The following is a 12229-nucleotide window of genomic DNA, read 5'->3' on the forward strand; positions in this document are numbered from 1 at the left end:
ACCTGTCCCGGGGGAACTACACCCGGCGCCACGGCTCCGCGAACACCGTGTAGAAGTACGGCAGACTGTCCTGCGGCCCGTTCTCCAACCGCCGGAACACCTTCCCGATCGGATTGCCCACCTGCCCGCTCGGCAGGTCCACCACCAGCGGGAACCCGAACGCCACCGCCTCCTCCCCGCCCACGCCCCGCCAGGCCGCCCCGCCCTGCCGGACCATCACCTCGCCGACGTAGCAGCCGAACCCGAACAGCGTCTCCCCGACCTGCTCGCCGACGATCCCGCTCTCCCGGAACTCCTCGATGATCCCGTCCACCACCGCCAGACTCCCCACCGAGTAGTCCAGCTCCACCCCGCTCACCTGCGCCGCCGACACCACGATGTCCGCCGCGAACCTCCCGGCGTTCACCGCCTCCGGCGCGTACCGCAGCCGCAGTTCCATCCCCAGCCCCTCCCGACCCCGCACCAGTCCGACCGTGCCCCACCCCGTCCCCTTACCCGGATCCGCCGCGAAAACGAACGGCTCCGGCCCGAGTACGTTGCTCGGCAGACGACCTGACAGACCGCCGACTTTCGCCCGTCCCACCACTCTACGAGGATGGGGCCGTCATCCACGGCCGAGCGGAAGGATCCGCGGTGAAGTGGCTGTTCAACCCCCGCAACGACAAACGGCTCCGCCGGACCCCGGCCTGCCAAAGTGGATCCGCCGCACACTCTCGCTGGAGCAGAACATCGAGCCCCCGCAGGGACGCCCTCCTCCCACTCCCGGCGTAGGTTGATCAGGGACTGATGCCAGACGCCGGCCTTCCGGGCGCACTCATTTCCGGATGCCCCGAAGCCATTCACCCTGTCCCTTGCCGAGGCTGACCAACTCAGGAAACCGATCATCGAGGTCGTCCGGAAGCGGTGGTATCCCCAACAAGCTCATCGCGATGACGGCGCCCGCAAGACTGACGGCCTGCCCGAGCGGACTGTCCTTGCTGAGGACGAACACCCACTCATTCTCGGAAGTCGGCAGTTTCCTCGGCACGGTCAAGAGCCCGTGCCCCTCGAAGGCATCGGTGATCTGCTCGCAGAGTTCCGGGCTGAGCCTCTCGCGTTCAGGAGCGGCACACTGCTTGATGAACCGCATCGACAGGCGCTTGACGCCCGCATCAACTTCCACGGCGTTCGCGATCAGGGTGATGTTCACAACTCGGCAACATACTCAGTTGACCACGGCACTACGCGGCACCTTCGAATCGGACCGGTAGCGCACTCATCCTGAAGGTGGTGGAGCAGTTTTGACCAGCAACTTGTCCACCTCGGGCTTGGGCCTGACCGAAATTGTTAGTGGTGAAGTAGCGAAACTCGTAACAGCTCCCTTACCGCATCCCCCCTCCATGGAGCCGAGCGCGCAAGGCTGACGCGATCTCGGCCATGCCATCGACGATGTGGTCGGCACCCGTCGTCACGAAGCCTGACGGCCCGCAAACGGCCCCGGAAATCGCGAAGTCCCCGAGCCCGCGGGGGCGTTCCACGGGCTCGGGGCCTTCGACTTGCCTGCAACAGGCCGCTGGCCAGGGATTACAGCACCTGCAGCACCTTGCGCAGCTCGAACGGGGTGACCTCGGAGCGGTACTCCTCCCACTCCTGGCGCTTGTTGCGCAGGAAGAAGTCGAAGACGTGCTCGCCCAGCGTCTCGGCGACGAGTTCGCTGCGCTGCATGAGGTCGATGGCCTCGCCGAGGTTCTGGGGCATGGGCTGGATGCCGAGGGCGCGGCGTTCGGCGTCGGTGAGGGCCCAGACGTCGTCGTCGGCGCCGGGGGGGAGTTCGAGGTTGTCCTCGATGCCCTTGAGGCCGGCGGCGAGGGTGACGGCGTAGGCGAGGTAGGGGTTGCAGCCGGTGTCGAGGGAGCGGACCTCGATGCGGGTGGAGCCCTGCTTGCCGGGCTTGTACATGGGGACGCGGATGAGCGCGGAGCGGTTGTTGTGGCCCCAGCAGATGTAGGAGGGGGCTTCGCCGCCGGCGCCGGCGGTGCGCTGGGAGCCGCCCCAGATGCGCTTGTAGGAGTTGACCCATTGGTTGGTGACGGCGGCGGTCTCGGCGGCGTACTTGAGCAGGCCGGCGATGAAGGAGCGGCCGACCTTGGAGAGCTGGTACTCGGCGCCGGACTCGTGGAAGGCGTTGCGGTCGCCCTCGAAGAGGGAGACGTGGGTGTGCATGCCGGAGCCGGGGAAGTGCGAGAACGGCTTGGGCATGAAGCTGGCGTGGACGCCCTGTTCGAGGGCGACCTCCTTCATGACCAGGCGGAAGGTCATGATGTTGTCCGCGGTGGAGAGCGCGTCGGCGTAGCGCAGGTCGATCTCCTGCTGGCCGGGGGCGCCCTCGTGGTGGCTGAACTCGACCGAGATGCCCATGGATTCGAGCATCGTGATGGCCTGGCGGCGGAAGTCGTGGCCGATGCCGCGCGGGGTGTGGTCGAAGTAGCCGGACTGGTCGGCGGGGGTCGGCGGGGTGCCGTCGCCGGGGAGGTCCTTGAGCAGGAAGAACTCGATCTCGGGGTGGGTGTAGAAGGTGAAGCCGAGGTTGGAGGCCTTCTCCAGGGTGCGCTTGAGGACGTAGCGCGGGTCGGCGTAGGAGGGCGAGCCGTCGGGCATCAGGATGTCGCAGAACATCCGGGCGGTGCCGGGGTTCTCGGAGCGCCACGGCAGTATCTGGAAGGTGGTCGGGTCCGGCTTGGCGATCATGTCGGATTCGTAGACCCGGGCGAAGCCCTCGATCGCCGAGCCGTCGAAGCCGATGCCTTCCTCGAAGGCCTGTTCCAGTTCGGCCGGGGCCACCGCCACGGACTTGAGGAACCCGAGCACGTCGGTGAACCACAGCCGGACGAACCGGATGTCACGCTCTTCGAGCGTGCGAAGCACGAACTCCTGCTGCTTGCCCATGGGGACAGTCTCACCTCTGCTCTTTACGCCCGTGTTACGCCGCCCGCACCGGCCGGCCGGCCCGGCGAAGACCTCGCCCTGACCGCGTCGCCACCCATCATGGCGGATCCGGGCCCGCTTGCCGATCCCGGGCGGGCAGCGGGGCGAACCTGGGTGCCGGCTGGGTGTCCGGCGTGCCGACGGGGGTACCCCCGCGACATAGCGTCAGTTAGACGATTACACTCGGGGGCATGCCGAATCTGCGTCTCGCCCTGTGCCAGATCGACCCCTGGGTCGGTGACCTCGCCCGCAACAGCGAGGAGGTGCTGCGCTGGTCGAAGCGGGCCGCCGAGTCCGGCGCCGACCTGATCGCCTTCCCCGAGATGGTGCTCACCGGGTACCCGGTGGAGGACCTGGCCTTCCGCGGCTCCTTCGTCGAGGGCTCCCGCGCCGCGCTGGTCGACCTGGCGGCGAAGCTGCAGGCCGAGGGCCTGGGCGACACCCCGGTGGTGGTCGGCTACCTGGGCCGCGGCGAGCCGGGCACCCGGTACGCCGGCAAGCCGCAGAACTGCGCGGCGGTGCTGCGCGGCGGCGCGGTGGTGACCAGGTTCGCCAAGCACTTCCTGCCGAACTACGGCGTGTTCGACGAGTACCGGTACTTCGTGCCGGGCGACCAGCTGACGGTGCTGCGGCTGCACGGCGTGGACGTCGCGCTGGCGATCTGCGAGGACATCTGGCAGGAGGGCGGCCGGGTCGCCGCCACCGGCCAGGCCGGCGCGGGCCTGCTGCTGTCGGTCAACGGCTCGCCGTACGAGCGCGACAAGGACGACGTCCGGCTGGAGCTGGTCAAGCGCCGGGCCGCCGAGGCGGGCTGCCCGCTGGTGTACCTGAACATGGTCGGCGCGCAGGACGAGCTGGTCTTCGACGGCGAGTCGATGGTGGTCACCGAGGGCGGCGAACTGCTGGCCCGCGGACCGCAGTTCGAGGAGGCGCTGCTGGTCGTCGACCTCGACCTGCCGGCCGCGAACGAGGACGGCCTGCCGGACGGCACGGTGCTCGCCGACGGCCTGAAGCTGACCAGGGTCGACCTGGGCGGCGCGCCCAAGGAGCGGCCCGCGCAGCCGCTGGAGCCGCAGGTCTCCGAGCGGCTGGACGACGAGGCCGAGGTGTACGCGGCGCTGGTCGAGGGCACCCGGGCGTACGTCCGCAAGAACGGCGCGCGCTCGGTGCTGATCGGCCTGTCCGGCGGCATCGACTCGGCGCTGGTCGCGGCGATCGCGGTGGACGCGATCGGCGCGGAGCACGTGTACGGCGTCTCGATGCCCTCGCGCTACTCCTCGCAGCACTCCCGGGACGACGCGGCCGAGCTGGCCCGCCGCACCGGCCTGCACTTCCGCACGGTGTCGATCGCCCCGATGTTCGACGCCTACATGAGTGCCGCCGAGCTGACCGGCCTGGCCGAGGAGAACCTGCAGTCGCGGCTGCGCGGCACCCTGCTGATGGCGATCTCCAACCAGGAGGGGCAGCTGGTCCTGGCGCCGGGCAACAAGAGCGAACTGGCGGTCGGCTACTCGACGCTGTACGGCGACTCGGTGGGCGCCTACGGGCCGATCAAGGACGTGTACAAGACGCTGATCTTCAAGCTGGCCCGCTGGCGCAACGCGGCGGCCGAGGCCCGCGGCGAGGTGCCGCCGATCCCGGAGAACACCATCTCCAAGCCGCCGTCCGCCGAGCTGCGGCCGGACCAGAAGGACACCGACTCGCTGCCCGACTACGACCTGCTGGACGCCGTGCTGGCCCGGTACGTGGAGGGCGACGAGGGCCGGGACGCGATCGTGGCCGCCGGGTTCCCGGCCGAGGTGGTGGACCGGGTGGTGCGGCTGGTCGACACCGCCGAGTACAAGCGGCGGCAGTACCCGCCGGGCCCGAAGGTCTCGCCGAAGAACTTCGGCCGCGACCGCCGGCTGCCCATCACCAACCGCTGGCGGCAGGGCTGACAGTGCGGGGCGGACGGGTTAGGGTGAGCGCCGCAGCACGCGTCCGGTCATGGCGGGCGCGCCGGACCGAGGAGGTGGGAGAGATCACCGTGCAGGTCGTCGAGGTGCTCCCCCGCCGCCGGGTCGCGGCCTGACCGGACGGGGAGCCCGCCAGGCTCTTCGAGAGGTCCCCGTGTCACTCCCCCCAGCCCTGCTCACCGACCGGCTGCGCGCCGCCGGGTGCGTCTTCGCCGAGGACGAGGCCCGGCTGCTGCTGGCCGCCGCCACCGACCCCGCGCAACTCGATCGGATGCTCGAACTCCGTTGCGCGGGGCACCCGTTGGAACAGGTGGTGGGCTTCGCCGAGTTCGCCGGACTGCGCATCGCGCTCGCCCCCGGGGTGTTCGTGCCGCGCCGGCGCAGCGAGTTCCTGGTCGAGCGGGCCGCCGCGCTGGGCCGCCCCGGCGCGGTGCTGCTCGACCTGTGCTGCGGCTCCGGCGCGATCGGCGCCGCACTGGCCGCCCGGCTCGGCCCGGACACCGTCCTGCACGCCGCGGACGTCGACCCGGCCGCGGTGGCCTGCGCCCGCCGCAACCTGGCCCCGTACGGCGGCCTGGTCCACCTCGGCGACCTGGACGCCCCGCTGCCGCCCGCCCTGCGCGGCCGGGTCGACCTGCTGCTGGCCAACGCCCCGTACGTGCCGACCGGGGAGATCCCGCTGCTGCCGCCCGAAGCCCGCGACCACGAGCCCGCGACGGCCCTGGACGGCGGCGCCGACGGACTGGCCGTCCAGCGCCGGGTCGCGGCCGCCGCCCCCCGCTGGCTGGCCCCCGGCGGCCGCCTGCTGATCGAGACCAGCGGACGCCAGGCCCCGGCGACCGCCGCCCTGCTGGCCGGGCAGGGCCTCGAAGCGCACACGGAGCAGGACGAGGAGCGGGACGCCACCGTGGTGATCGGCGTCCGGGCCCGGTAGGGGCAGAGCCTAGTAGCGGTAGTCGGCGGCCACCGCGAGGTGGTCGCTGGCGTCCGCCGGGAGGGTGCGGGAGTCGGTGGGGACCAGGCCGCCCTTGCTGAGGATCTGGTCGATCCGGGCGGTCGGGAAGGAGGCCGGCCAGGAGAAGCCGAAGCCGTCGCCGGCCGCGCCCTGGGCGGAGCGCAGCTGCGAGGTGATCGGGGCCAGGCTGCGGTCGTTCATGGTGCCGTTAAGGTCGCCGAGCAGCAGCACCTTGCGCAGCGGCTCGTGCTCGATCGCGTCGCCGAGGGCCTGCGCGCTGACGTCGCGCCGCCCGGCCGTGAAGCCGCTGTCGAACTTGACCCGGACCGAGGGCAGGTGGGCGACGTACACCGCCAGCGGGCCCTTGGGGGTGCTGACCCGGGCGCGGAAGGCCCTGGTCCAGCCCATCTTGAGGTCGACCACGGAGACCTCGTCGATCGGGTAGCCGGACCACAGCCCGACGGTGCCCTCCACCACGTGGTACGGGAAGGCGGCGGCCAGCCCCTCGGCGTACACCGGGGCGGCGGACGCGGACAGCTCCTCCAGCGCGACGATCTCGGCGCCGGAGCCGGCGAGCATCCGGATGGTGCCCTGCGGGTCGTCGTTGGCGGCGGCCACGTTGTGGGTGAGCACGGTGAAGTCGCCGGGGCCGCTGCTCTTGTCGACCAGCAGCGCGCCGAACAGGTTCAGCCAGACCGCGCCGGGCAGCAGCGCGGCGACCACCGCCATCCCGGCCCGCCGCCACAGCGCGAGCCCGAGCAGCACCGGGACGGCCAGCCCCAGCCAGGGCAGGAAGGTCTCCAGCAGGCTGCCCAGGTTGCCGACCGCGTTGGGCACCTGGGCGTGGCACACCAGCAGGAGGGTGACCAGCAGGCCGAGCACGGTGAGCGGCCACCCGCGGCGCCAAGCGAACCAGCGGCGCAGCCCCTCCCACCGGGCCGCGGCCCGCTCGTCCGACGCCGTCGCCACCGCCGGGCCGTCCGCCCGCACCATCGCCCGCTCCTCACCGCCGCACCGGCCGGCCGCGCCGCCGACGGCGGCCCCGACCTGCCCCGATCCGATCCGATTCCCGGATCAGCCTATGACGGGATGGACGCGGCGAAGTGCCCGGAAAGTTCCGGTCCTGCGCCGGACGGGGCCGGCGGCGGTGGTGGCGGGGCGACCGCGGGGCGGTCAGTGCGCGGGGGACGGGGCCGGGCGGGCGCCGATGCCCTGGAGCGCGGCGTCGACCATCTGGCGGGGCAGGTCCGGGTCCTCCAGCGGGGAGTCGTCCCACAGCACGGTGCGCACCAGGATCGGGCCGATCAGCAGCTCGCAGAGCAGCTCGACGTCCAGGTCGGCGCGCAGTTCCCCGGCGTCGACGCCGCGCCGGACGATCTGGCGGACCATCTCGCGGCGGGGCTGCACCACCCGCTCCTGGTAGGTGTGCTTGAGCTCCGGCCAGGTGTTCATCTGCCCCAGCGCGGACTTGACGATCCAGCGGGAGCGCTTGATCAGGCCGCGCCGGCGCATGTAGTCGACGGCGTTGATCAGGTCGTCCCGGTAGGTCGGGCCGAGCAGCGGGGGCAGCGGCTCCTCCAGCCGGGCCACCACGTCCACCAGCAGGGCCTCCTTGTTGGGCCAGCGCCGGTAGATGGTGGCCTTGCCGACGCCGGCCTCGGCGGCGATCCGCTCGATGGACAGCTCGGACAGGCCGGTGCCGTCCTCCATCAGCTGTTCCACCGCGCGGTAGATCGCCTGCTCGGCGGCCTCGCTGCGCGGGCGGCCCCGCCGCGGAGCGTCCTGCTCCGCGGCGGGGCCGTGGCACGGCTGGAGCGGAGTTTCGGCGCTCGTCATGGCCCTATTCTCCACCCTCGCGATCAGACCTTGGCTGCACTCGCGCCGGAGCCGCTGCGGTCCTGCGGGCCGGGGGCCGGGGCGCCCGGGCCGCCGGGGGCGGCGACCTTGCCGGGCAGCAGGAGCAGTGCCAGCACCGCGCCGAGCACGGTGACGCCGGCCGAGACGCCGGAGACCACGTGCATGGCGTGGATGAAGGCGTCCTTGGCCGGGTCGACCAGGGCGGGCAGGTGGAGCTTCTCGGCGACGCCGAGGGTGGACTCGATGGACTCGCCGGCCCGGTCGCGGACCTGCTCGGGCACCGCGGCCAGGTGGTCGTCCATGCCGTTGCGGTAGACCGTCGACAGCAGCGCGCCGAGCACCGCGATGCCGAGCGAGCCGCCGACCTGGCGGAAGGTGTTGTTCAGTGCGGAGCCGGCGCCGGCCTTCTCGCGCGGCAGCGCGCCCATGATGGCGACCGTCACCGGCGGCATCACGTGCGCCATGCCGGTGCCCATCACGAAGCCGAGCACGATCAGCAGCCAGATCGGGCTGGTGGCGGTGAGGAAGGCGTAGCCGAGGAAGCCGACGGTGACCAGCAGCATGCCGCCCGCGCAGGTGGCGCGGATGCCGAAGCGGTCGACCACGAACCGGGCCCGCGGCGCGAAGACCAGCTGGGCGACGGCCAGCGGCAGCATCAGCTCGCCGGCCTCCAGGGCGCTGTAGCCGCGCACGCTCTGGATGTAGAAGACGCCGAAGAACGAGACGCCCATCAGCGCGAAGAACACGATGCCGACCACGCCGATCGAGGCCGAGAACACCTTGTTGCGGAACCAGGTGACGTCCAGCGCCGGGTACCGGGTGCGCTTCTCGAACAGCACGAAGGCGACCAGCGCGAGCACGCCGACCAGGGTCGGGATCCAGGCCTTCGGGTCGGTGAAGTCGGCCAGTTCGCCGCCCTTGATGATGCCGTAGATCAGCGCCACCAGGCCGACGATGGACAGCAGCACGCCGACCGGGTCGAGCTTGCCGGGGTTGGGGTCCTTGGAGTCGGGGACGAGCCAGCCCATCAGGCCGAGCGCCACGACGACGATCGGGACGTTGACCAGGAAGACCGAGCCCCACCAGAAGTGCTCGATCAGCAGGCCGCCGGTGATCGGGCCGATGGCGATGGCCAGGCCGACCGCGCCGGCCCAGATGCCGATCGCCTTGGGCTGCTCGTGCCGCTCGAAGACGTTCATGATGATGGCCAGCGTGGCGGGCATCACGAAGGCGCCGCCGAGGCCCATCACCGCGCGGTAGCCGATCAGTTCGCCCGGGCTGGCGGCCAGCGCGGACAGCAGCGAGCCGAGGCCGAAGACCAGCATGCCGGCCAGCAGCGTCCACTTGCGGCCGAACCGGTCGCCGAGCAGGCCCGCGGTGAACAGCAGGCCCGCGAAGACCAGCGTGTAGGAGTTGATCGCCCATTCCAGGTCGCTCTGGCTCGCGCCGAGGCCGACCGGGGCGGGGGTGGCGATGGTCTTCATCGCCACGTTGAGGATCGAGTTGTCGAGGACGACGACGAGCAGGGCGAGCACCAGGGTGCCCAGGATCCACCAGCGTCGGCGGTGTACGGCTTCCGGCACCCGGGATACCGGGGCAGCGGCGGTCGGCGAGGTCATACGGACAGCCTAGACCCCTTTCCAATACGAGACGGTCTCGTATCGGTACTCTGAAGTCAAGGAAGGGTAAAGACTTCCCCAAGCGCCCGCACCGCCCGCCGACCCGCCCCGTCGGCCCCATCGGCCCGTCCGCCGCCGGGCGCGGCCGGACACGACCGGGCTCCCGACTCTTTGCGCACGGCCCGCGGCGTGCAAGCATGGAGCCAGATCCGGGGACGCCGCACGGCGCCACGAGACGACACACACTTGGAGTCTGTTCGATGAACGCCTCTCCGCTTCAGCCTGCCCAGACGCAGGACGCCCCCGCCGGCACCACCCTCTACGGCGGCGTCACCAGCCGCCGGGTGACCGTCCGGGACCTCGCCAAGGCCAAGCGCAACGGCGAACGCTGGGCGATGCTCACCGCCTACGACGCCCTCACCGCCGGAGTCTTCGACGAGGCCGGCATCCCGGTCCTGCTGGTCGGCGACTCCGCGGGCAACTGCCACCTCGGCTACGAGACCACCGTGCCGGTGACCATGGACCAGATGGTGATGCTCTCCGCCGCCGTGGTCCGCGGCACCAAGCGCGCCCTCGTCGTCGGCGACCTGCCGTTCGGCTCCTACCAGGAGTCCCCCGCCCAGGCCCTGCACAACGCCGCCCGCCTGATGAAGGAGGCCGGCGTCCAGGCCGTCAAGCTGGAGGGCGGCGAGCGCAGCGCCCGCACCATCGAACTGCTCGTCGACGCCGGCATCCCGGTGATGGCCCACATCGGCCTCACCCCGCAGTCCGTGCACGCCTTCGGCGGCTACCCCGTCCAGGGCCGCGGCGACGAGGCCGCCCACCGGCTGCTGCGCGACGCCAAGGCCGTCCAGCAGGCCGGCGCCTTCGCCGTCGTCCTGGAGGCCGTCCCGGCCGAGCTGGCCGCGCAGGTCACCGAGCACTCCGCGATCCCCACCGTCGGCATCGGCGGCGGCCCCGGCACCGACGCGCAGGTCCTGGTCTGGACCGACTTCGCCGGCATGACGGCCGGCCGCGTCCCCAAGTTCGTCAAGCAGTACGCGAACCTCCGCGCGACGCTCGCCCAGGCCGCGACCGAGTTCGCCGCCGACGTCCGCGAGGGCACCTTCCCCGGCCCGGAGCACAGCTTCAGCTAGCGCCCGTGCACGCCCGTCCGCCCGCCCCTCCCCCGGGGCGGGCGGACGGGCGTACTCGGCCGGGAGCAGGGGGAGTTGCTCCCGCCGGAGGACGCCCGGGCGGGACGGGCGGAGGAGGCCGGGGTCCGTCCGTGACCCGCGGGCCGAGCGAGGTGCGCACGTCCCCGTCCGCCGGACCGACGACAGCCCGGAAGGCCGGCGACCGCGGCGCCGGGCGGCCGGCCGGAACGGGCCGGCGGCCGTCCCCGCGGGCCCGGCACGGCACGCTGGCGGTGCACGTGGTCGCCTCGGCCGGCCGGCCCTGATGCTGTGCCTGCTCACCCTCGCGGTGCGGGCGCTGCCGACGGACGACGCCGGCACGGCGCGGACCGCCTACCGGGCGATGGCGATGCCGGGCGACGCGCCGGTCGTCCCGCCGAGCCCGACCAGCCTGGCGAGCGGGGTGGCGCTGGCGCTCGGCACCCGGTGGGGGCTGTTCCGGTTCCGCTGGGTCACCGTCAAGTTCCGGCTGACACCGGCGGCGACGGCGGCCTCGGTCCTCGCGCTCACCGCCCGGCTGCACGAGGCGGCGCGGGCGGCCGAGCGGCACCCGGTGGGGGCTGTTCCGGTTCCGCTGGGTCGCCGTCAAGTTCTGGCTGACACCGGCGGCGACGGCGGCCTCGGTCCTCGCGCTCACCGCCCGGCTGCACGAGGCGGCGCGGGCGGCCGAGCGGCACCCGACGGGCTCCGTCCCGGCCGTGGAGCCGGGGTTCCTGCGCTACCACCTGGTGATCGTCCGCACCGTGGCCCTGCTGCTCCACCTGGCCGACGTGGTGCTGTCGGTGTTCAAGCCGTGGGGCCGGCGGCCGGAGCGGCGCCCCGCGCGCTGACGCCGCCCTCCGCGGGCCGGCCGGTCTCAGCCCGCGGTGCCCGCGACCGGGCCGAGGGCGAGCAGCTGGGCCTCGCCGTTGCCGACCGACCAGTCCTCGACGGTGTTCTCGGTCAGGGTGACGTGGACGTCCTCGGGCCGGACGCCGACGGCCGCGAGGTTCGCCGCGATCCGCCGGAACAGCTCCACCTTGAGCGGCCGGGGACGTCCCGCCACCAGGGTGATCTGCACGTACACCACGTCCAGCCGCCGGATGCCGAGGTGGTCGGCGTCGAAGACCAGCTCGTCGGCGGGGTGGACGGTGAGCAGTTGGAAGCGGTCGCCCGCCGGGATGCCGACGACGGCGACCAGGGCGTCGTGGACGCCGTCGGCGATGGCCCGGCGGAGGTCGGCGGGACGGGAGTCGGCGAGGTCGATGCGCACCAAGGGCACGGCTGCTCCTGAAGGGGTGGGGCGGTACGGCGGCTGGATGTTCGACACGGATCGAACACCCGAACTGTACGATGGTTGTCGAACACCCGGCAAGGAGGAGCGCGATGCCCGCACGCGGCACGGAACCGGCACCCGCCGACCCGGACCTGGTCCCCCTGCAGGCGGCCCTGGACGCGCTCGCCGACCCGGTGCGCCGCCTCATCGTCCGCGCCCTGGCCGCGGCCCCCGACTGGACGCACGCCTGCGGCTCCATCGACCTGCCCGTGTCCAAGGCCACCCGGACCCACCACTTCACGGCGCTGCGCGCCGTCGGCCTGCTGGAGCAGCGCGACGAGGGCGCCCGGCGCCTGAACCGGCTGCGCCGCGCGGAGTTCGACCGGCGCTTCCCCGGCCTGCTCGCCCTGGTCCTGGCCGAGGAGCCCGCCGAACGCTGACGGCGGCTC

Annotated in this window: 13 protein-coding genes; 5 read left to right on the plus strand and 8 right to left on the minus strand. The window is 72.5% G+C overall.

The genetic code is table 11. The features are described from left to right. Positions 1-16 precede the first annotated feature (16 nt). The 3 genes from OU787_RS08490 to glnA form a co-directional block, all read right to left on the minus strand. Positions 17-439 carry a hypothetical protein gene (locus OU787_RS08490; protein WP_268658975.1) on the minus strand — a complete coding sequence of 141 codons (423 nt, stop codon included), beginning with the start codon at positions 437-439 and terminating at the stop codon, positions 17-19. Positions 440-814: 375 nt separating this feature from the next. Next, positions 815-1189, minus strand: a complete 375-nt coding sequence (locus tag OU787_RS08495) for a hypothetical protein (protein WP_268658976.1) — start codon at positions 1187-1189, stop codon at positions 815-817. A gap of 374 nt (positions 1190-1563) precedes the next feature. Continuing rightward, a complete protein-coding gene (gene glnA, locus OU787_RS08500; RefSeq protein ID WP_014135480.1) occupies positions 1564-2925 on the minus strand; it encodes a type I glutamate--ammonia ligase in 1362 nt (453 codons plus the stop codon). Positions 2926-3155: 230 nt separating this feature from the next. Here glnA and OU787_RS08505 point away from each other — a divergent pair, with 230 nt between their 5' ends. Further along, the gene (locus tag OU787_RS08505) at positions 3156-4901 is read left to right on the plus strand and encodes an NAD+ synthase (protein ID WP_268658977.1); all 1746 of its coding nucleotides are present in this window, start codon (positions 3156-3158) and stop codon (positions 4899-4901) included. Between the two features lie 172 nt (positions 4902-5073). Then, entirely contained in the window at positions 5074-5853 is a 780-nt protein-coding gene (locus tag OU787_RS08510) for a putative protein N(5)-glutamine methyltransferase (protein WP_030460730.1), read from the plus strand. Positions 5854-5862: 9 nt separating this feature from the next. Here OU787_RS08510 and OU787_RS08515 read toward each other — a convergent pair whose 3' ends face one another. The 3 genes from OU787_RS08515 to OU787_RS08525 all read right to left on the minus strand — a co-directional run bounded on the left by OU787_RS08515 (position 5863) and on the right by OU787_RS08525 (position 9350). After that, positions 5863-6867 (minus strand): endonuclease/exonuclease/phosphatase family protein, encoded by a 1005-nt coding sequence (locus tag OU787_RS08515; RefSeq protein WP_030460729.1) that lies wholly within the window; start codon positions 6865-6867, stop codon positions 5863-5865. A 180-nt stretch (positions 6868-7047) separates the two neighbouring features. Further along, entirely contained in the window at positions 7048-7710 is a 663-nt protein-coding gene (locus OU787_RS08520) for a TetR/AcrR family transcriptional regulator (RefSeq protein WP_030460728.1), read from the minus strand. Positions 7711-7733: 23 nt separating this feature from the next. Next, a complete protein-coding gene (locus OU787_RS08525; protein ID WP_030460727.1) occupies positions 7734-9350 on the minus strand; it encodes an MFS transporter in 1617 nt (538 codons plus the stop codon). A gap of 260 nt (positions 9351-9610) precedes the next feature. Between OU787_RS08525 and panB the strand changes: the two genes are divergently transcribed. Further along, entirely contained in the window at positions 9611-10486 is an 876-nt protein-coding gene (panB, locus tag OU787_RS08530; protein WP_030460726.1) for a 3-methyl-2-oxobutanoate hydroxymethyltransferase, read from the plus strand. Between the two features lie 372 nt (positions 10487-10858). Here the strand turns inward: panB and OU787_RS08535 are convergent, their stop codons facing one another. Then, positions 10859-11035, minus strand: coding sequence for a hypothetical protein (locus OU787_RS08535; protein WP_268658978.1), 177 nt, complete (start codon positions 11033-11035; stop codon positions 10859-10861). A gap of 188 nt (positions 11036-11223) precedes the next feature. Here OU787_RS08535 and OU787_RS08540 point away from each other — a divergent pair, with 188 nt between their 5' ends. Continuing rightward, a complete protein-coding gene (locus OU787_RS08540; RefSeq protein ID WP_268658979.1) occupies positions 11224-11355 on the plus strand; it encodes a hypothetical protein in 132 nt (43 codons plus the stop codon). Positions 11356-11381: 26 nt separating this feature from the next. On the opposite strand, the gene OU787_RS08545 is transcribed toward OU787_RS08540, so the two are convergent. Beyond that, positions 11382-11786, minus strand: coding sequence for a tautomerase family protein (locus OU787_RS08545; RefSeq protein WP_030460725.1), 405 nt, complete (start codon positions 11784-11786; stop codon positions 11382-11384). A 104-nt stretch (positions 11787-11890) separates the two neighbouring features. On the opposite strand from OU787_RS08545, the gene OU787_RS08550 reads away from it, so the two are divergent. Then, the gene (locus OU787_RS08550) at positions 11891-12220 is read left to right on the plus strand and encodes an ArsR/SmtB family transcription factor (RefSeq protein ID WP_035955575.1); all 330 of its coding nucleotides are present in this window, start codon (positions 11891-11893) and stop codon (positions 12218-12220) included. The last annotated feature ends 9 nt before the right edge of the window (positions 12221-12229 follow it).

This window comes from Kitasatospora sp. YST-16 (genome assembly GCF_026802215.1).
Classification (GTDB): domain Bacteria; phylum Actinomycetota; class Actinomycetes; order Streptomycetales; family Streptomycetaceae; genus Kitasatospora; species Kitasatospora cineracea.

Bases quoted from the DNA above. Each gene is read 5' to 3' on its own strand.
- OU787_RS08550 (WP_035955575.1), top strand. From the start codon at position 11,891: ATGCCCGCACGCGGCACGGAACCGGCACCCGCCGACCCGGACCTGGTC.
- OU787_RS08515 (WP_030460729.1), bottom strand. From the start codon at position 6,867: ATGGTGCGGGCGGACGGCCCGGCGGTGGCGACGGCGTCGGACGAGCGG.
- OU787_RS08505 (WP_268658977.1), top strand. From the start codon at position 3,156: ATGCCGAATCTGCGTCTCGCCCTGTGCCAGATCGACCCCTGGGTCGGT.
- OU787_RS08525 (WP_030460727.1), bottom strand. From the start codon at position 9,350: ATGACCTCGCCGACCGCCGCTGCCCCGGTATCCCGGGTGCCGGAAGCC.
- OU787_RS08520 (WP_030460728.1), bottom strand. From the start codon at position 7,710: ATGACGAGCGCCGAAACTCCGCTCCAGCCGTGCCACGGCCCCGCCGCG.
- panB (WP_030460726.1), top strand. From the start codon at position 9,611: ATGAACGCCTCTCCGCTTCAGCCTGCCCAGACGCAGGACGCCCCCGCC.
- glnA (WP_014135480.1), bottom strand. From the start codon at position 2,925: ATGGGCAAGCAGCAGGAGTTCGTGCTTCGCACGCTCGAAGAGCGTGAC.
- OU787_RS08490 (WP_268658975.1), bottom strand. From the start codon at position 439: ATGGAACTGCGGCTGCGGTACGCGCCGGAGGCGGTGAACGCCGGGAGG.